This is a genomic window from Enterococcus sp. DIV1304_2, from assembly GCF_050555445.1.
In the GTDB taxonomy this organism is placed as follows: domain Bacteria; phylum Bacillota; class Bacilli; order Lactobacillales; family Enterococcaceae; genus Enterococcus_B; species Enterococcus_B pernyi.
Window position 1 is genome coordinate 1,855,026 of the sequence record NZ_CP187851.1, and the last position, 20,388, is coordinate 1,875,413.

Sequence of the window (20,388 nt, forward strand, 5' to 3'; positions counted from 1 at the left end):
TAAATGAAAGATATTTTCAGTACGCCAGCTTCAAAAAAACATCACATCAAAAACGACAATCACCAGAATGGAAAAACATTTGGCGATTGTCGTTTTTTTCGATGTTCAATTGTTTGTCGATTTCTAAGAACTCCGGTAATCACGTAATCGATAGCCCACCCCGATCTCAGTGATCAAGTATTCTGGACTAATGGTATTTTTCTCGATTTTTTTCCGAATGTTTGACATATTCACTCGCAACACTTGGGAATCTGTTCCATAAGGTCCCCAAACTTCTGATGTTAATACACGATACGTGACGACTTTTCCGAGATGTTGGAATAACACGAGTAAGATACGATATTCATTCTTAGTGAGATGGATCGGTTCTCCTGCTTTGGTCAACAGCTGACTTTCTGTGTCCAATGATAATTCCCCATTCGTGATGACTGAAGGTAATTCTTCTTGTTTACGATGACGAAAAGCTGTTCTGATCCTAGCAAGTAATTCATTCATCCCAAAAGGCTTGGTAACATAATCATCAGCACCAAGATCGAGGGCTTTGACTTTTTCGTGCTCATTGTTTCGAGCAGAGATCACGATCAACGGTGTAGCCAGTCGTTTACGAATGATTTTCAATAATTCGATGCCATCAATATCTGGCAAACCTAAATCGAGTAAAAGTAAGTCAAAGGAATTTTCTTGGAACACATTCAAAGCTTCCATGCCTGTTGTAGCAATCGTAACGTGATAGTGTTCTTTTGCCAACACGACTTCCATAAAATCAGTGATCGTTGGGTCATCTTCAATCAATAGTACTTTCCTCATGTAACGTCACCTCCTCACTCTTATTCAAATAGATTCGAACCACTGTTTTTCCTTCTGATACAGCCATCTCTAATTTACCATTATGGGCATGGACGATGGTTTTGACAATACTTAAGCCAATGCCAAGACCATTTTTTGAATCGATCGGTACTTCTTCTTCGTTGGATAGATTCATCTGGATTTTTTCATATTGCTTCAATGAGATCTCACCCTCATTTTTCACTTCACAAATAACCTGTTCTCCCTCTTGGAATACGCTGACCTCTACTTGTCCTTTTGTTGAACCATGGCGAAACGCATTTTCCACAAGATTGAACATCGCTTGTTCAATTAAAATAGGGTCAACTTCGACAAATAAAACCGCTGCTGGTAAATGGACCAATAATTCTTTGTCAGGATAGACTTTTGCGACATGTTCATACACTGCTTCAATGATCTCTTCGATCGGTTCTGCTGTTTTTTTCACTTGCATCGTATCCATATTGATCCGTGTGATCGACAACAGATTCTCCACCATGCGAATCAGCCATTGAGATTCTGTCTGGATATCGGTCAGCAATTTTTGGCGCGTTGCTTGTTTCAGCTCTTCATCTGTCTGCAAGAGTGTTTCCGCAATCCCTGAAATCGCAGTCAGCGGTGTACGCAAATCATGGGAAATCGCACGCAATAGATTACTGCGGACTTTTTCACGCTCATTTTCTAACTCGATTTGCTCTTTTTCATTCTTAAGCTCTGTTTGCTCTAAGATAACAGCGAGTTGGGTCAACACCAACCGTAAGTAGTTCAACTGACTATCCTCGATCGGAAGCCCACGACTGCGACGAATCCCTAAAACGGCTAACGTCTTGCCGTTTGCGACAATCGGTAAATAAAAACCCTTTGCGCCACTTAATGTATCCGTTCCATAACCTGAATCCTTTTGATTTTTAGCGGTCCAGTATGCTACAGCAGCTTCTTCTGGATGGTCTAGTACAAATGGTGCATCTTTTGGTGTATATTGACTTAACTTGATGGCATGTTGATCAAAGAAAATCACTTCCCGATCCAATAATCTGCCTAAATAAGTCGCAGACAAATCAACGATTTGTTGTTGGTCTTCTGCTAAAACAAACTGCTTGTTCAGTTCATACAGAATTTCCATCTGTTGCTCTTTTTCTCTCGCATGGACAGCTTGTTTTTTCAGACGGACCATCAAATTGCTGATCATCAGTGCAACGATCAGCATGATGACTAAAGTAATCGGATAGCCTTGTTTATACACGGTCAAGGAATACAGCGGCTCGACAAAAAACCAGTTGAAAGCCAAGACACTTAAAATAGAAGATAACGCGCTCCAAAAATAACCAGAGGTCAGACGAGCAACGAGTAAAATGAAGAAAATGTACACCAACATCAAGTTTTGTTCTCCGAAGTGAAGATATTGCATCACCTCAGTCAAAAGTGTTGCTACAAATACACAGATCAATGAAATCGCAAAATCTTTCCCTCCCCCTTCCACTAGTTCTTTGGAATGGGAAAGGATGGTTGAACGTTTTTCTTTATAGGGAATCAAGTGAAGCTCAGTTTCTGGTAACCGTTTAAGCAAGCGAACATCTAGCTCTTCTGAAAACAAGCGTTCAGACCATGGTTTCGCCAAATTTTTCCCGATGATCAAATCGGTTGCACCGACCAGTTTAGCATATTCGACGATTGTTTCAAATGAATGATCTTCCTCGATCACCACGACTTCTGCCCCAAGTTTCTCGGCTAAGTCGCTCGTTCCTTGTAAATGATCATCAGAACGGATATATAAGACGATCCATTCCGCCCCCAACCCTTGAGCTAATCGAGCAGTCCAACGAATGCTTTTCTCAGCCATTTTGGGGAAGGCGTCTTGAACGATCGTGATCAATTTGCTTTGGACACCATTTGTTTTACCAATCACACGATTGATATGATCTGAAGCTCGCTGAATTGCTAGCCCCCGCAACTGTTCCAATTTTTTAGGGATAAAAAAATGTTGTAATGCGCGCTTCGCATTTTCATCAGCATAGATTTTCCCTTGCGTTAAACGATCGATCAATTCATCTGGTTCAACATCGATGACCTTCAATGTTGCCTGTTGGAAAAACGTATCAGGAACAGTTTCTTTTACTTCGATTCCAGTTACTTCTTCAACGATATCATTCAAGCTTTCGATATGTTGGACATTGATCGTCGTATGGACATTGATGCCCGCATTCAATAATTCTTCAATATCTTGATACCGTTTGCGATTTCTTGATCCTGGTGCATTACTGTGGGCTAACTCATCGATCAAAACGATTTCTGGTTGACGTTTGATGATGGCGTCGATGTTTGGTTCACTCAAGGTCAACCCTTTATAGGTCAGCTCTTTTAAAGGAATCTGCGGTAAACCTTCTAACAACTCATTGGTATCAGGTCGATCGTGAGGTTCAATGTAGCCAACCACAACGTCTTTACCTAGTACGCTAAGCTCCTGTGTTTCTGCCAACATCGCGTATGTCTTACCGACTCCTGCTGCGAAACCAAAATACACTCGTAGACGTCCACGGCTTTTTTCACGCTTCTTTAATCTCTCTGAAAAATCCTGTCTTTCCATCTTTGTTTCTCCTAACCCCTCTGCCACCTACATATTATCTAGTGATAGATTCAATTCAAGCACGTTGACAAACCTGCGATCCGAAAACCAATCCTTCTGTGCTTTTTCCTGTATTATAGCACGAATCTTAGCAACGTCTTGCCCCCGCTCTTTGGCGATCCGCGTCACTTGGCTTTGTGCAGCAGCCACGCTGATATGCGGATCGACACCACTTGCAGAGTTTGTGACTAGATCGATTGGGATCTCCATAATTTGATCGTTTTGTTGCGCCAATTTCGTTTTATCTTCTACTAATTTCTTTTGCTCCGATGAGGTTGGTGAAAGTTGGGTCACGTCTTGCCCTCTTCCATTAAAATAAGCTTCCTGTTGAAAGGATTGTCCAATCAACGAAGAGCCGACCACCTTCCCTGAAACCACTTCCTGACTACCATTGGCTTGATGGGCAAAGAAAAGTTGACCGATACCAGTAACAGCGACGGTGTATAGCCCACCGAGGAGTAGGATGCTGAGGAATAAAAAACTAAGCTGTGCTCTAAGGATCTTTTTCATAGGTGAATTCCTTCTTTCTGCAAAATGTCTTTTTTTATATTAAGAAAAAGCTCAAAACGAGATCGATCAGTTTGATGAATATGAATGGGGCAATTAAACCACCTAATCCATAGACCAATAGATTATGACGCAAAATCTGACTGGCAGGTTTTTCTGTATACTTGACTCCTTTTAACGCTAAAGGAATCAATGCGACAATAATCACTGCATTATAGATAACAGCCGATAAAATCGCCGTAAGAGGACTACCTAGTGCCATGATATTCAATTGGGCCAATTCGGGATAGATCCCATAAAACAAGACTGGGATCACAGCAAAATATTTTGCGACGTCATTTGCAATACTAAACGTGGTCAAAGCACCTCTAGTCATCAATAATTGTTTACCGATACGTACGACCTTCAATAGCTTCGTTGGACTAGAATCTAAATCGATCATATTGCCCGCTTCTTTTGCTGCTTGTGTCCCTGTATTCATCGCCACTGCCACATCCGCTTGCGCTAATGCTGGCGCATCATTCGTTCCATCACCTGTCATTGCTACAAGATGTCCTTTTTCTTGATAGTCACGAATAAGATCCATTTTATTTTCAGGTGTTGCTTCTGCGAGAAAGTCGTCGACCCCCGCCTCAGCCGCAATCGCCGCTGCTGTCAAAGGATTATCTCCTGTGATCATGATAGTTTTGATCCCCATTTTACGCATATCTGCGAAGTTTTCCTGTACACCATTTTTTACAATATCTTTGAGATAAATGACCCCCATCACTTGATCATTTTTTACAACTACCAAAGGAGTTCCGCCAGCTTGGGCAACTTTTGCAACGATGTGATCACATTCTTCTGGATATTGTCCACCACGTGCCTGCACATATTTCTTGATCGTATCTGCGGCACCTTTACGGATCTGATCGCCACGATAATCCATGCCGCTCATGCGGGTTTGCGCACTAAAATCAATGAACTTCACTTCAGATTTTTCAAAAATACGTTCCCGCAAAGCAAATTTTTCTTTAGCTAAAATGACAATACTGCGGCCTTCTGCCGTCTCATCTGCCAAAGATGAAAGTTGTGCTGCATCAGCTAATTGTTGTTCTGTGACACCATTGACCGGTAAAAACTCACTTGCCCGACGATTTCCTAAAGTAATCGTTCCTGTTTTATCTAACAGTAATACATCAACATCTCCCGCTGCTTCGATGGCACGACCACTCATTGCAATCACGTTTTCTTTCGTTAACCGACTCATTCCAGCAATTCCGATCGATGAAATCAATGCACCGATCGTCGTTGGCGCTAAACATACGAATAAAGCAATGACAACGATCGTCGCAATCGGCGTCCCTTTACCTGACAGCTGACTACTGAATTCGGTAAAAGGAACTAAACTAACAGAGACCGCTAAAAAGATGATCGTTAAAGTGATCAAAAAGATTTGTAACCCGATCTCATTCGGGGTTTTCTTTCGTTGTGTCCCTTCCACCATTGAAATCATTTGATCTAAAAAGGAGTGTCCATTTTCGGATGTCACACGGATCACCAAGTAATCAGAAACCACCGTCGTCCCACCAGTAACGGCACTTCGATCGCCCCCTGATTCACGGATCACTGGCGCTGATTCCCCTGTAATGGCACTTTCGTCCACTGAAGCAGCTCCTTCGATTACATCACCATCCGCCGGAATTTGTTGACCCGATACTACGTAAATCAGATCCCCCTTTTTGAGATCAGAAGATTTGATCTCAATAAATTCTTGGTTTTCAATGTCTTCTAAGCGATTGATCTTATAAGTGACTACTTCTTTTTTTGCTTGCTTCAAGCTATTTGCCTGCGCTTTTCCGCGACCTTCTGCCACTGCTTCGGCAAAATTTGCAAACAACAAAGTGATCCATAACAAAGAGGTGATCGTTATAGTAAACCATAAAGGCACGGTTGTTTGTTCAAAACAAAGGATCGTCGCTAAGATCGCTCCGATGTAGACCATGAACATCACTGGGTTTTTGATTTGTTGTCTTGGGTCTAATTTGACAAAGGCTTCTTTGATTGCCCATACATAAATAGTTTTCATTTGATTTTACTCCTTCTAACTTAAGGTAAAATGATCAGCGATCGGACCTAATGCCAACGCTGGTAAAAAGCTCAATGCTCCGACAACAAGGATAACGATCATCAACATGGAGATGAATGTGCCATTCGTTGTTGAAAGTGTTCCATCATTGATCGCGATGGTTTTCTTCCTTCCCATGTTTTCAGCCAAGAACAAAATAGCAACGATCGGAATGTAGCGAGAGCACAACATCAAGACACTTCCTAAAAGATTTAGAAACGGTGTATCTGCCGTCAACCCACCAAATGCACTCCCGTTATTATTTGCTAAAGAAGTCACATTATATAGCAACTCACTAAATCCATGGGGACCTTTATTGGTCAACCAAGTTAAAACATCAGGATGCAGTGAAACTGCCATCGTACCAAACAACGTCAATAATACTGGCGTCAAAATCACTAAACTAGCCATCTTGATATCGAAAGCTTCGATTTTCTTGCCTAAATATTCTGGCGTACGACCGACAAGTAGCCCAGCGATAAAAACCGTCAGTAGTAGAAATGCCAACATGCCATATAATCCACTACCCACACCTCCAAAGATGATCTCCCCTAATTGCATCAAGAAAAGCGGAATACCACCACCGAGAGGCGTAAAACTGTCCAACATTGCATTGACTGATCCATTCGATGCCGCTGTTGTGCTAACAGCCCATAAGCTTGACCAACCCACACCAAAACGTACTTCTTTTCCTTCCATATTCAGTGAACCCAGTACATCCGTAAAAGCGGGCCCATGATATTCACTAATTGCTACACCTACAAAAGCTGCAAAAAGAAAAACAAACGAAACGATCAAAATCGTTCGACCTTGTTTCCATTCTTTGACCCAATAGCCGAAAGCAAAAATCAATGCAGTAGGTATCAACAAGATGGCGAGATTCTCGATGAAATTAGAAAAGATCGTCGGATTCTCAAATGGATGCGCGGAATTTGCACCAAAAAATCCACCACCATTGGTTCCTAATTGCTTGATGGCTACTTGACTGGCCACAGGTCCTAGATACAACCATAAAGATTCTCCAGATAGACCAGTGTATGACATCCCATGACTAAACGTTTGAACCACGCCTTGGGAAATCAGAAGTACAGCAGTAATTAATGAAAGTGGTAAAAAAATGTAAAGCAAACTACGTACTAGATCTTGCCAAAAATTGCCCAGTTGGCTTGATTTCCTTTGGATGATGCCGCGGATCAATGCACAAAGAACCGCTAAACCAACCGCTGCTGACAGGAAATTTTGCACAGTCAAACCAAACATTTGCGTCGTATTCGACAGTGTCACTTCTCCTGCGTAAGCTTGCCAGTTGGTATTTGTCACAAAACTAACAGCTGTATTCACGGCTAAATCAAATGACAGATTTTCTACGCCGTTATTACCAGGAAGCCAACCTTGGACCATCAATAATCCGGTTAAAAATAGCAAAGAACAGATTCCAACACCCAACACATGCGCTAAATAGCGCTTCGCCGTCATTTTCTTTTGACTCTCAGGACCAATCAATTGATAAAAAAAGCGTTCGATTGGTTGGATGAAACGTACATATTTTGGTGTTTCCCCTGTCATGATCAACTTGATGTACCACCCAAGAGGTGCGGCTAAAACGAGTAGAATAAAAAAGAAAAACAACCCTTGAAATACTGCACTCATCATTGCTCTTCCCCCTTAAATAAAAACCAGAATAGATAAGCTAACAAAATAATACTGATACAACCTAAAAATAAGATCATTTTCTTCCTCTCCTTTGTTTTCATCATAGACAAAGGACTATAAAGATAGTGTTAATATTCAAGAAATTTCTTTATATGTTCTTTATACAACACAAAAAAACAGCTAAATCTTAAGGAGCAACGCTCGCTTGACTTAGCTGTTTCTCTATAAAAAAGACAAAAAAAAGATGCTCCCATGATCTTGAACATCTCCCTTTATTTCTTTCAATCCTCCATTTTATGCATCAATGATCAGAGCTTACTTTCTTACCCATTTTTGGAAGCGATGGGCATAATGGTTTTCTTGATCCGTGATACCGATATGTTCTTCTGCTAGTTCAAAATCACTAAAGTCGATTTCTCCAATATACGTATCTCCTTCAAACTCACCATCGATCAGTGTTCGCCAAATGATCCCAGTCTGGGGCAATAGTTCTTGAAAGATCCGACTTCCACCAGAAACATAAATATCTTCTGAAACAGTCTCCGCAAAAGCCAATAATTCATCGATTGAATGCATGACTTCTGCATTTTCTTTGACCTCAAAATCTTCTTGGGTAGTCAACACGATGATGTGGCGATAAGGAAGAGATAGATCGCCCATGCCTTCATATGTTTTACGCCCCATCACTAATAAACGATCCACCGTATGTTCTCTGAAAAAACGCATATCATTTGGCAAACGCCAAGGCAATAACCCATCTTTACCGATCAATCCATTCTTGTCTTGGGCCCACATGGAAATAAACATTTTGACTCGCTCCTTTCATCTACTACTTGATTATACTAAAAATAAAAAAGCTTGGGTACAGACCCAAACTTTTTTAGACATATTATTTTGTTTCGCGGTGCAAAGTAACTTTACGTTCGCGTGGGCAATATTTTTGCTTTTCCAAACGATCAGGATTGTTACGTTTGTTTTTGTTAGTTAGGTAGTTACGTTCTTTACAAGAAGTACACTCTAAAGTAATGTTTACGCGCATGATTTTCCCTCCCATTTATACTAGAATCCTCTAAGATGACTCTCAGACTTGATTATCTTACCATGATTTTTATCAGATTGCTAGCCTTTTTCACGATTTTGTTAAGTAGTTCTACTTGACGAGAAAAAAATAAGCACAGCAAAAATTGAAACAGATGATTTTTCTTTTTACCAAGTTGAGATTACACTTGTTATAGTAGTAAAATCAATTATTCTTTTAGGAGGAGTTAACTATGCCTTGGAATATGAAAGATTTTCCACCAGCCATGAAGAACTTGGAAGAATTGACGAAAAAGAAAGCAATCGATATCGGCAATGCGCTTTTAGATGAAGGCTATCCTGATGATCGTGCAATCCCGATTGCGATCAGTCAAGCGAAAGAATGGGTTGAAAGTGCAGATGAGAAAGAGAAGAAAGCTTTCTCAAAAGAGAAAAATCCACAAAAAAATGACAAGCATGATAGCAATCCACGAGCGGCGAAATTATTAGATGCTACAGTCGAAGTAAAGTTTGAAGAGGAGCACTGGATCGTTCGCTCAAAAGGAGCTGAAAAAGCAAGCAATCACTTCGACCATAAGGAAGAAGCCGTTGAAAAAGGCAAAGAAGTAGCTCGTAATAAAGAGACTTCCTTAATGATCTACAAAAAAGATGGTACATTCGAGCGAGAAGTGCATTATTGATTGTTCCTCATCGCTTGTTTGGATTAAAAAAGCAAGCAATGTCAATTTACGACAAAAAACGAAGAGTCTATCCATTATGGATCGGCACTCTTCGTTTTTTTATTCATTAGAAAAAATATTTTACCTTCTAAACTGTTACATATTGGATCGGTTCAGCTTGAGGAATCGTTTCATCCACAAAATAAACTTTGTACCACGTCAAGAAACTGAAAATCGTCCAAATCTTACGTTGTTCTTCACTTCTACCTTCATGATGGTCATCAAGTAATTGGATGATTTTCGCTTGATCAAAGAACTCTTTCGCAAAATCAGCTGTAAATAATTCTTTTACTTGGCGGTAGCCATGTTCTTCTTTAAGCCAAGCTTTGATCGGTACAGGGAACCCAAGTTTTACACGATTTGACCATTCCTCAGGCAGATGCTTATTCGCAGCTTGTCTAAAGACATCTTTCGTATTGTTTTGATTCAATAAATACTTGCTTGGGATCTGTTGTGCTAATTTCATCACTTCGATATCTAGTAATGGTACTCGCACTTCCAGTGAACTTGCCATTGAAAGTTTATCGGCTTTCAATAAAATATCTTTTGGCATCCATTGGTGTAAGTCAACATATTGCATCTTGTTGATCTCGTCTTGGATTCCTTCCGTTTTCGCATAATGTTCTGCCATGATTTCTTTGACTGTTGGGGCTTGTTGAAACTCTGGAGTCAACAGGTTGGCTGCTTCGTTTTCTTCAAAGATCCGTGCATGCCCGATAAAATATTCTTTGGCAGGCGCTAATGATTCATATAAATGGATCCTACCATGGAAATTACGCATCTTACCGATTTTTCTTCCTAAGTTATAGCGCGTTCCTTTAGGTAATTTTTTCAATCCTTGGGCAATCACTCGGATAAATTTTGAATTCGTGTGGAAGCCATACGATTGATAGCCAGCAAATAATTCATCTGCCCCTTCACCAGATTGAACGACTCGTACACTTTGTGCCGCAAGATTTGCTAAGAAATATAACGGTACACAAGATGGATTAGAATCCGGTTCATCTAAATGGTATTGGATCAAAGGGAAAGCCTTAAAGGACATGTCTCCATCAATGACAGCTGCGGTGTTATCCAAGTCAAGCATTTCTGTTAATTTACGCGCCTCGATTGCTTCATTATAGGTTTTATCATCAAAGCCTATTGAGAATGAATGGTCTGGTTTCAAAACAGAAGTCACATAACTTGAATCGACCCCACTTGATAAGAACGAGCCAACTTCCACATCACTGATCGTGTGTGCTTCGATCGATGCTTTCACAGTTTCATCAATTTGATCGATCCATTCTTGACGGCTTTGTGTGCCCTTTTCTTCAAAGTTCGCATCCCAATACTGTTGGATATCCATTTTGCCATCTTTGTAAGTGAAATAATGACCTTCTGGCAAACGATAGACACCTTTAAAGAAAGTTTCACCATTCAAAGGAGAATATTGGAACGTCATATATGGTTTCAATGCTTCCCGATTTAATTCTTTATTGAAATCTGGATGTGGTAAGAAGCTCTTGATTTCAGAACCAAACATCAATGTTCCGTTCATTTCAGCATAATAATATGGTTTGATCCCAAAATGGTCTCTTGCACCAAATAATTCTTTTTTCTCATTATCCCAAATCGCAAAAGCAAACATTCCACGTACTTTTTGCAATAACTCAGTGCCCCATTCTTCATAGCCATGCAGTAAAACTTCTGTATCTGCATGGGTTTTGAAAATGTGACCCGCGTCGATCAATTCTTTTCTAAGTGGTTGATAGTTGTAGATTTCTCCATTAAAAATAATGATCTTTGTTTGATCTTCATTGTAAATGGGCTGTGTGCCCCCTTCTAAGTCAATAATACTTAGACGTCTAAAACCCAAAGCCACATCACGATCAATGTATTCACCTGAACTATTCGGTCCGCGGTGAATGATGCGATCCATCATGTCATTGATGATTGCTTTTTTATTATCTTTGTCATTAACAAATCCTACGATTCCGCACATTTATTTCACATCCTACTAAAATTACTATTCCATTATTATGTCCACATGAATCTTATCACAGGAAGGCATCCAGAATGAATGATTTTCACTCTTACAATTTCGTCACATGAAAACAAATAAAAATGAAAAATCTCTATCTTTAAAAAAAGTAGACTCAACAATTAATTTAACATGTTTTATCCTAGGAAGCTACTGGATTCTCCTATAGTTTACAAATATTTCATGTTATTCATAAATAGGGAGATTTTTGTAGACGTATATCTTCAAAATAACAAGCGATTTCATTTTTTATTTCAATCTAAAATCTTCTTTACTTGCGCTTTGATAGGATACCTTTTATCCATCACTGTCTTTTACGTCGGCATGTAAGAAAATCATCATGCGAAAAAAAAGTCAGTTATTCTGTTTGGTAGAAACGAGAACTACTCGGCACAATATTAAAAAAACTTTTTATTTGCCTCTTATTACATTTGAAAATAACTGAGTAACTCTTTGTACTACCTGCTTCACTTTATATAATAGGTAAATTTCAAGTAATAAAAATCAATATACAATAACTGTAACCTGCTATCAAATCACTTGACGAAAAAACGAATTTCGGAGATGCTCAATTTAAGAACATATTTTATTTTAAAGTTAGGAAGGATCAACATGAAAATCGGAAAAGTACTATTGGGGATATTGTTAGGGGTAACAACTATTATTGGGGCATTTATGTTAGGAATCATGCTATTTCCTTTATTTGCCCCAGAAATCCAAAATACGGCAGTTCAAGAAGCCACGAATACTTCACAGACAAAAAGTACCGAACGTTCATTAACTACAACAGAAACAACAAGCGAAAAGAATCGACCATTTGCAAACCAAACACTTACAGAACAAAAGCAAACAGAAGATCCAGTTTTGGAAAAAGCAATGAATACACCTGCTACACCATTGAGTGCATTTAGCTCAGATCCTTATGATTGGGATTTAAATCAAGCGAATATCACGAACGGTACCGCTCAGTCTATCGGCTGGATTCAAGCAGAAGACGCAACTGGAAGAATAGAGGTAGAATATCACTGCTTCGCTTGCGACAAGAATTGGAGCGGCAGAAATTACGCCTATGAATGGAATGGGCAAACGACGACGACTAAAATAACTCCTTTCACGATCGTCGGAACACCTTGCGAACATCAAAAATCCCTAAAAAATCATGGCTATATTAGCTGATTTCAGATAAATAGAAAATATATTTAAAGAGAACAGATTACTTGAATACAAGAAAACAAGCGCAGAAACCAAAAAAGACTACACCGTTGTTTGGATTTCTGCGCTTATCTTCTTCTAAATAAAAATTATTTATTCCTCAAGCTAGGAAGCTAATTGATTTTTTTATTGCGAGCAACAAAAAGCAATAACTTGAGATTCAACGACAAAAAAATCAAGATTAGCAATCGCTACTTTAATAATAAATTTTTTTCCATCCTTTTTATTGCAAGATTTTTTTTAAACAACCTCTTCCATCATAGCGAAAAAATAATCCTCATGATCACTCAACCTTCCCGTATAATTTATACTATCAACGAACAAGACGTTGAAATAAATCAGGATGGTAGATATAGATGGCAATTTATTATTTTAACAAAAAAACAGATGATCGAGGAAATCACGAAGTCCACGTGATCTCATGTACGCATTGTCCAGAGGATGCACTTTTTATTGGCGTATTTTCTACATGTGAAGAAGCCCTACATAAAGCAAGCACAACCCACACATCCAAAAGTTTCGATGGATGTCGCTACTGTTGCAAAGACTGCCATAACGGTTGACTTTCAAGGGATAGCTAGGCTGTCCCTTGTTGTTTCTTTCTTTTTATAGAGAACTTTCTTTATACATAAAATAGACTGTGTTTGTAAATTTACAAATCACATGAGATGAGTATGTAAAATGATAAAAGGAGTACCAAAAGGGGAGTCAAAAAATATTCTAGGGTAAAAATTCAACAAAAAAGACACGATCTAAATCGTGTCTAACCGTTGGTATAAAAGGAAGGTACAGGATTTGAACCTGCGCGCCGGTGTTAGCCGGTTCGCCGGATTTCGAGTCCGGTGCATTACCACTCTGCCAACCTTCCATGCCTACTATTTTTAATCTTTTTTCTACAAATGTCAAGAGGTATTATGCACTCCAGTTCATCTTATTTGTTTTGTAAACTGGTCATTTAAATACCATAACTGTTATGTTTAAATTTGAAAACACTTTTCAAATTACAGGATTGGAATAAAATAGCTTACGGGACATTCGTCTTCTCGCACCACCAAAAAACGAAGAAACGGCGTTAACAGTAGAAGTAACCTCTTCGAAAAATAAGGCGCCATCCACAAAAATTTGAAGAACATTTTTCGTGGATGGCGTCTTATTTCTAGAGGCTAAACACTTCTGTCTCGACCTCATGCTGTTGTAATTAACGTATTTTTTCTGGGTTTTCAATTGCAAGTACAGAATCGACCGTCGTTTTGATGATCGAAATGATTTGCTCTTCTGTCGGATGCATAATACTAGAAGACATCAATGAAGCAATACCAGTGATGGTTACCCAAGTACCAGTATGAAGCGCATCAATATACTCTTCCGATAAATCTTTATAGCGGGCGTCCTCTTTTAATAACTTGCGGAAATAATTATAAGAAAAATCATGCATCTTTTGACCATTTCCATGCTCATCGATATATAAAGCCATATAAAGGCTATGGTTTTTCTTAGCGAAATAAATATAATTCAATCCTAAATCGATGATTTTATCTCCTGTACGCTCTACAGGAAACACTTCTTCTTCTAACTGTTGGAAGATAACATCTAATAGCGTATTTTTTAAATCTTCCATATTTTTGAACTCTAAGTAAATCGGTTGGGTAGATATCCCCATCTTCTTCGCGATATTTCGTGCAGTGAAACCTTTAAATCCTTCTTTAGCAACAACTTCATATGCAGCTTTCAGAATTTGATCCTTCGTATAGACTTTTCTTCTCATAATAAACTCCCCCACTTCATGCTACAGTCTCTGTTCTTTTATTTTAACCGATATTGATCAATTTTTGCAAATAATATACCTAAATTGTTATATTTTAAAGCATATATGTGTTTTTTATTGGTTTTCTCAATTTTCTAAATATTTTTTTACGTAATTTGTTTCCCCTTACAATTTTTGATTTTGTGTTGAATTTAAGTTGACCTAAAGTTTTCTTTCAAGTTATAGTTAAATAAAAAGGAAAAGAAGGTGTGTAATGAAGAATAAAAGTGACGTTATTTATATTCATCCTAAAAAAAGAATCATTTCTCAAAGGAAAAACTATTTTTACCTTATTTTTTCAGGATTGTTTTTTTTGATTATTGGCTTGCTCAGTGATTCTTTGACAAATAATCTTGTTGGACTAACGGTCATCATGACCTCTCCAAGTAATCTCTTGACTGATTATATTGCTTTAGGCGGATTTGGAAGCGCATTTATGAATGTAGGCTTACTTACACTCTCTTCTGTGTTACTCGCCTATCGCCATAAAGTCATGTTGAATGGTGCGATGTTTGCTTCCATATTGACTGTCGCGGGTTTTTCATTCTTTGGGAAAAATCTATACAATTCCATCTCCATTATCCTCGGTGTTTATTTATATGCCTATTTTATGCACAAACCATTTTCTCAATATGTAATGATTGGCTTATTTGGTAGTGCACTCTCTCCAGTTGTCAGCTATATTACGTTCGGGATGGGTTTACCAATCCTTCAAGGTGCTTTCTTGGGTAATTTAGCCGGTTTGATCGTTGGTTTTTTATTGCCGATCCTAGCTGTTCAGACTCTGACCTTTCATCGTGGTTTTACACTTTATAATATTGGTTTTACTTCAGGGTTGATTGCTATGTTGGTAACAGGTATTCTTCGGCAATTTAGTTATTCGATCGAAGTACACTCGATTCTTTCGACTGATTACCACCACGAATTGACTTGGATCATCTTTTTATTCTTTTTATCAACCGCTGTTTGTGGCTTCTTCTTTAACGCATTCAAATTGAAAGGATTACGTGAAATCTTTGAGTCTTCTGGAAAACTAACAACAGATTTCATCGGCACATCAGGTATCGGCGCCACCTTGATCAATATGGGCTTGGTTGGCTTGTTATTGATGTCTTACGTCTTGCTGATCGGTGGTGTGCTAAATGGGCCTGTGGTGGGAGGAATCATCTCAGTGGCTGGTTTCAGCTCATTCGGAAGTCATGTTAAAAATTGTTTTCCGATTTTGATTGGTATCTACATTGCCTCAATATTAGGAACGATGCATGATATGACCGATACGACCATGCTCGTAGCTGCGATTTTCGGTACAGGGCTTGCCCCGATCAGTGGATTTTATGGCGGCGTTTATGGAGTGATTGCAGGCTTTTTACATATTACTCTTGTCCATAATCTCAGTAACTTGCATGGAGGATTGAATCTATATAATAGTGGGTTTTCAACGGGATTTATTGCTGGTATACTAGTGCCTATCCTAGAAAATTTTACGTTTACCGGGAAGGGAAAGAACGCACATGGAAATGGAAAAAGAACTATCAAAGAGGATCATTGATGAATTTCTCACGTATCTTTACGAACACGAGATCAAGGAGATTCGTATTGGCTTAGAGTATACAGATGAAGGACTATATATCGAATTCCAAGGAACAACAAAAAATCCGCCAAAAGATTTGAATACATTGGCCTCACTGTTGAATACACCTAGAGATCCTAGTATGGAGATCTATTACCACGAGTTGCTAGGCACCCCTTCTCATGGCCAAGAATCCTATCGATTACTTGGGAATCTGATCGATGATGTAGAAATCATGTATGATTCGCCAATTTTAAACATCAAGATTTTTCGCCGAATTTAAATGTGAAATAGCCATGAACCTTTTATAGATCATAAAATTAAGTAAATAAGACTCTAGATGGATGTTTTATTTTGTTTCATCCTCTATACTTGGTTTGAACTTACAAAATTGTTTGTTGTTTCTCACTTGAAATAGTGGCGCGCAGTTACGCTTTTCAGGTAAAATACAATTATCAGATGAAAACCTCGAAGGAGTTGACTAGGGATGAACGTTGCAGTATCACGTAAATTAATGAATATTATATCGATCATCGGTATTGGTTTTTCAATTGCACTTACGATTTATTTTATTAATCTAGGCGTCTTTAAAGATTTGAACGCATTAAGAGGTCTTGTAGGTGATTCAATTATTTTAGGACCGATAATCTTTATCTTGATCCAAATACTGCAAGTCGTTATACCGATCATTCCTGGGGGGATCAGCACCGCAGCAGGTGTCCTGATTTTTGGTCCTTACGCTGGCTTTATCTATAATTACGTTGGTATTTGTATCGGTTCGATCATTATTTTCCTATTAGGTAGAAAATATGGAAAACCATTTATCCTGTCGATGATTAGTGATAAAACATATGACAAATATATTGGTTGGTTAGAAAACCAAAGTCGTTTTGAAAAGCTTTTTGCGCTAGCGATCTTCTTACCAGTAGCACCAGACGATGCCTTGTGTTTAATGGCTGGCTTGACAAATATCTCAGTCAAAAAATACACGTTGATTATTTTGATTGCTAAACCCTTATCGATCTTTTTGTACAGCATGGCATTGATTTATGGTGGTAACTTCCTGACTGGCTTGTTAGGATAATTTCTTAATAGATACACTGTGAGTACTGCAATGAAAGATTCCTGCAGTACTCCTTTTTTATGTTTTTTGCGCTATAATGTTAGGAGTAGGTGATAATAATGATCGTTTATTTAAAACGAAGTTTAGGAAATGCTTGGGACTTCCTTAAAGGAACACAAGCTTATTTTCGTGATGTAGTTCTGATGCATGGGTTTATTTTGTTTATTTGTTTGCCTTTGCTCGGTAGTATGACACGCTTGATTTTACAACGTGGGTCGATCGATTATCTTTCAACGGATAATATCCCCACACTGATTTCGCAACATCCAGGAGTTTTCTTCTCCTTGATTGCTGTCTTATTGTTGATTTTGCTCTTAGTCTATTTTGAGTTTACTTTTTTGCTAATGAGTGTTTATTTCATCAAAAAACAAGAACCAATTTCATTGAAGCAATTATTGCAGTTGACCATCCGACAAATAAAAAAAGTTCGTCCGATGATTTTTTTATTTTTCTTAGCTTACTTTTTTTTGATTTTACCAATCAGCGGATTAAGTTTTAATTCAGACTTACTTTCTAAAATAAAAATTCCTGCATTTATTATGGATTTTATTTTCACTAACCGCTGGATCATCGTAAGTTCTTTTCTACTTGTCTATGTCTTCCTCGGCTATATCGGGATTCGTTTAATCTTTGCATTACCTGAAATGATTTTAAGAGATCGCCCTTTTCGTGAAGCGATCCGTGAGAGTTGGCGTTTGACCAAAGCACGTTTTTTTGCGATTTCAGGTCAATTTTTAGTGATCAGTGGTACGATTTTATTGATTTCAACAATCAGTTACTTGGCAATCTTGTCAGGTCAGATCTTTGTTGAGGAATATTTCTCCGATTACTCATTGATTAGTGCTGTTTTTGCCATGACACTCTTACAAGGCGTTCTTTTGTTCAATATTGTGATGTCTACCGTCGGAATTTTTTACGTCATTGTAGACTTTATGGATGATGAAGGTTTCTTACCAGATATTCCCAGCTGGTTCTCTTCACAAGAAGTGCCCAAAAAACACACAGCTTTAAAAAATACTGCGTTTACTTTATTTGCTGTTTTCTTTGGTGTTGGTGTTTGTATTTACAATATGAATTACCTGACATCTGCTTCTGAAACAAAACCTTTAACGATTTCCCATCGTGGCGTTAGCTTAGGGAACAGCGCACAAAATACGATTGCTGCACTAGAAAAGACGAGCAAAGATTATCATCCAGATTATGTAGAAATGGACATCCAAGAAACAAAAGATGGTCAATTCGTGGTCATGCATGATTTCAATTTAAGAAATTTGACTGGAGTCAATAAAGCACCTCAAGACCTAACTTTAGCAGAACTGGAAAAATTGACTGTGACTGAAAATGGTGCCAAAGAACCATTGGTTTCATTCGATACGTATTTAAAACGAGCAAATGAATTGAACCAGAAATTATTGATCGAAATCAAAACGACTCGAAAAGATTCGGATAATTTAGTCAAAAACTTTGTTAAAAAATATGAAGAAACTATTTTAATACATGGACATATTTTACAAAGTTTGACTTATCAAACAGTCTCAGATCTAAAAGCTGAAAACCCAAATTTTTATGTTGGCTACATTTTGCCTTTTAATCTAGTTGGTCCTCCAGTAACACCTGCGGATTTCTTAACCATGGAGTACAGTACGATCAATCGTAACTTTATTGATTCTGCCCATCAGGATGGTAAGAAAGTCTATGTATGGACACCTAATGATTCAGACGACATGAGCCGAATGATGTTTTATGGTGTAGATGGTATTATTACAGATGATATGCAAGCATTGAATGATACGGTCAGAGAGTCAGAAGGAGAAATTACTTACTCAGACAAGTTATTAAACTTTGTTCTAGGTGTTGGTTAATATAAAAACGTGTCGCTCACTATCCCATCGGATAAGTAAGCGACACGTTTTATTTAGTTTATCTTTGCTTTGATTCCTTAATAGCTCGAACGACTGCTAAAACAGCAGGGATAGCAGATATAACTGCTAGAAAAATGCTTAGTTTACCAGAATTTTTTCTTTTTTGCATAGCGATTCGCCCCCTTTCTTTTATTATAATGAAGTTTGCGAAATATCTCAAAGCAAGTGTTTGCTCACCGCTTCCAATTTTCACTATTTTGATTCCTTCGTTACTATTATTTCAGTCATCCCAACCAAAAATATGACAATTTTGTTTGAACTTTATCCCCCACTGTTCGTGAGTCCAAGCTAAAAAAGAGCTACACTAGGGTCAAAGAGGTGAATAATGATGGTCTATATTCAAACTGGTATATTTATCTTATTAATGATTGGATTATTGATGGGAATCTCAGAGAATTAATTTCAAGTAAACTAGCAACAGCTATCTTATAGCACATTGATTGCCCAAATTTTAGAATGGTGCTAAACTTAAGGTGTATTCGGAAGTTTTATGAAAAATTTCATGAATACACAAATACCAATGAAAGGAGAAATATCTATGACATTCACAAAAACAAGCATCAGCTATCGTGTAGCATTTGATAGTTCAACGAATCGCTTCATGGCAATCGATGCAATGAACGAACAACACATCGCTTATGGGATCACCATTGAGCAAGCAGTAAAAGCGCTACACGAATCTAACTAAGGAGTGTTCCCTTTTCATGTCAGCTGATAATTCTATAAAGAATTAAAAGACGTTTTTGGCTAAACGAGCCATAGAAACGTCTTTTTTGTTTACTCCAAATAAGAAGAATATCCTAGCAGCACTTTTAAGAAAATCCTATCGATCATTTTTTGTACTTCCCCTGCTCCTCTGAGAAATCACGCCATTTTTTCAAACGTACTTTAACAAAATCAGGTACAGGTATTCCTAGTTTCCTTAGATTTTCAATAACGGACAAGCCATAGATCGCACAATACGAAAAAACCAAAGCAATACCAATTGCTTCAAAACCTGTAATTTTGAGATAGGGATAAGCAATCAAAACAATAAGTAAAATCAACAAATATTTGATTACATCTTTTACCACAGAACGTTTGAATCGTTTCTTTTTTCCTGTTTTCAGACAGATACCACTAATAAAATCAAGACATAGAATCAATACAAAAATCTGAATGTACACATTACTTACAAGATTTCTAAACTCATTCAATACCACAGCATTCTCTACAATCATTTTGCTCACCCTCCACTTTCTGGAATACCTAACCTTTGTTTG

Annotated in this window: 18 protein-coding genes and 1 tRNA gene; 7 read left to right on the forward strand and 12 right to left on the reverse strand. The window is 38.1% G+C overall.

Going from position 1 to position 20,388, the window contains the following annotated elements; all coding sequences use genetic code 11:
* Positions 1 to 123: 123 nt before the first annotated feature.
* The 7 genes from IGJ14_RS08540 to rpmG all read right to left on the reverse strand — a co-directional run bounded on the left by IGJ14_RS08540 (position 124) and on the right by rpmG (position 8,769).
* On the reverse strand, positions 124 to 807 hold the full coding sequence (locus IGJ14_RS08540) for a response regulator transcription factor (RefSeq protein ID WP_019724299.1): 684 nt from the start codon (positions 805 to 807) through the stop codon (positions 124 to 126).
* A complete protein-coding gene (locus tag IGJ14_RS08545) occupies positions 785 to 3,409 on the reverse strand; it encodes a sensor histidine kinase (RefSeq protein ID WP_108144939.1) in 2,625 nt (874 codons plus the stop codon). Before IGJ14_RS08545 ends, IGJ14_RS08540 begins: the two co-directional genes overlap by 23 nt.
* Before the next feature lie 27 nt (positions 3,410 to 3,436).
* A complete protein-coding gene (locus IGJ14_RS08550; protein ID WP_019723987.1) occupies positions 3,437 to 3,958 on the reverse strand; it encodes a potassium-transporting ATPase subunit C in 522 nt (173 codons plus the stop codon).
* Between the two features lie 34 nt (positions 3,959 to 3,992).
* The gene (gene kdpB / locus IGJ14_RS08555; protein ID WP_019723986.1) at positions 3,993 to 6,023 is read right to left on the reverse strand and encodes a potassium-transporting ATPase subunit KdpB; all 2,031 of its coding nucleotides are present in this window, start codon (positions 6,021 to 6,023) and stop codon (positions 3,993 to 3,995) included.
* 15 nt (positions 6,024 to 6,038) lie between these two features.
* The gene (kdpA, locus tag IGJ14_RS08560; RefSeq protein WP_195476315.1) at positions 6,039 to 7,715 is read right to left on the reverse strand and encodes a potassium-transporting ATPase subunit KdpA; all 1,677 of its coding nucleotides are present in this window, start codon (positions 7,713 to 7,715) and stop codon (positions 6,039 to 6,041) included.
* 315 nt (positions 7,716 to 8,030) lie between these two features.
* Entirely contained in the window at positions 8,031 to 8,522 is a 492-nt protein-coding gene (locus IGJ14_RS08565; protein WP_010735128.1) for a dihydrofolate reductase, read from the reverse strand.
* 82 nt (positions 8,523 to 8,604) lie between these two features.
* Entirely contained in the window at positions 8,605 to 8,769 is a 165-nt protein-coding gene (gene rpmG, locus IGJ14_RS08570; RefSeq protein ID WP_373865805.1) for a 50S ribosomal protein L33, read from the reverse strand.
* Between the two features lie 217 nt (positions 8,770 to 8,986).
* Here rpmG and IGJ14_RS08575 point away from each other — a divergent pair, with 217 nt between their 5' ends.
* Positions 8,987 to 9,433, forward strand: coding sequence for a DUF2188 domain-containing protein (locus tag IGJ14_RS08575; protein WP_019724148.1), 447 nt, complete (start codon positions 8,987 to 8,989; stop codon positions 9,431 to 9,433).
* Between the two features lie 127 nt (positions 9,434 to 9,560).
* Here IGJ14_RS08575 and asnB read toward each other — a convergent pair whose 3' ends face one another.
* Complete coding sequence (gene asnB, locus IGJ14_RS08580) at positions 9,561 to 11,456, reverse strand: asparagine synthase (glutamine-hydrolyzing) (RefSeq protein WP_019724147.1); 1,896 nt, start codon at positions 11,454 to 11,456, stop codon at positions 9,561 to 9,563.
* Between the two features lie 651 nt (positions 11,457 to 12,107).
* Here asnB and IGJ14_RS08585 point away from each other — a divergent pair.
* A complete protein-coding gene (locus IGJ14_RS08585) occupies positions 12,108 to 12,671 on the forward strand; it encodes a hypothetical protein (protein ID WP_195476317.1) in 564 nt (187 codons plus the stop codon).
* Between the two features lie 816 nt (positions 12,672 to 13,487).
* Here the strand turns inward: IGJ14_RS08585 and IGJ14_RS08590 are convergent.
* Both IGJ14_RS08590 and IGJ14_RS08595 read right to left on the reverse strand, forming a co-directional pair.
* Positions 13,488 to 13,575, reverse strand: a tRNA-Ser gene (locus IGJ14_RS08590).
* 330 nt (positions 13,576 to 13,905) lie between these two features.
* Positions 13,906 to 14,472 (reverse strand): TetR/AcrR family transcriptional regulator, encoded by a 567-nt coding sequence (locus IGJ14_RS08595; RefSeq protein WP_023519894.1) that lies wholly within the window; start codon positions 14,470 to 14,472, stop codon positions 13,906 to 13,908.
* A 253-nt stretch (positions 14,473 to 14,725) separates the two neighbouring features.
* Between IGJ14_RS08595 and IGJ14_RS08600 the strand changes: the two genes are divergently transcribed.
* The 4 genes from IGJ14_RS08600 (at position 14,726) to IGJ14_RS08615 (ending at position 19,066) form a co-directional block, all read left to right on the forward strand.
* On the forward strand, positions 14,726 to 16,060 hold the full coding sequence (locus tag IGJ14_RS08600; RefSeq protein ID WP_142433466.1) for a DUF1576 domain-containing protein: 1,335 nt from the start codon (positions 14,726 to 14,728) through the stop codon (positions 16,058 to 16,060).
* Positions 16,029 to 16,364, forward strand: coding sequence for a hypothetical protein (locus IGJ14_RS08605; RefSeq protein WP_176285314.1), 336 nt, complete (start codon positions 16,029 to 16,031; stop codon positions 16,362 to 16,364). The genes IGJ14_RS08600 and IGJ14_RS08605 overlap by 32 nt, the downstream gene beginning before the upstream one ends.
* Before the next feature lie 204 nt (positions 16,365 to 16,568).
* A complete protein-coding gene (locus tag IGJ14_RS08610; protein WP_010735121.1) occupies positions 16,569 to 17,165 on the forward strand; it encodes a TVP38/TMEM64 family protein in 597 nt (198 codons plus the stop codon).
* Between the two features lie 101 nt (positions 17,166 to 17,266).
* Positions 17,267 to 19,066 (forward strand): glycerophosphoryl diester phosphodiesterase membrane domain-containing protein, encoded by a 1,800-nt coding sequence (locus tag IGJ14_RS08615; protein WP_177187683.1) that lies wholly within the window; start codon positions 17,267 to 17,269, stop codon positions 19,064 to 19,066.
* A 58-nt stretch (positions 19,067 to 19,124) separates the two neighbouring features.
* On the opposite strand, the gene IGJ14_RS08620 is transcribed toward IGJ14_RS08615, so the two are convergent.
* Positions 19,125 to 19,319, reverse strand: coding sequence for a hypothetical protein (locus IGJ14_RS08620; RefSeq protein ID WP_019724616.1), 195 nt, complete (start codon positions 19,317 to 19,319; stop codon positions 19,125 to 19,127).
* 345 nt (positions 19,320 to 19,664) lie between these two features.
* Between IGJ14_RS08620 and IGJ14_RS08625 the strand changes: the two genes are divergently transcribed.
* On the forward strand, positions 19,665 to 19,814 hold the full coding sequence (locus IGJ14_RS08625) for a hypothetical protein (RefSeq protein WP_010735118.1): 150 nt from the start codon (positions 19,665 to 19,667) through the stop codon (positions 19,812 to 19,814).
* A gap of 142 nt (positions 19,815 to 19,956) precedes the next feature.
* Here IGJ14_RS08625 and IGJ14_RS08630 read toward each other — a convergent pair whose 3' ends face one another.
* On the reverse strand, positions 19,957 to 20,346 hold the full coding sequence (locus tag IGJ14_RS08630; protein ID WP_019722946.1) for a phage holin family protein: 390 nt from the start codon (positions 20,344 to 20,346) through the stop codon (positions 19,957 to 19,959).
* Positions 20,347 to 20,388: the final 42 nt, after the last annotated feature.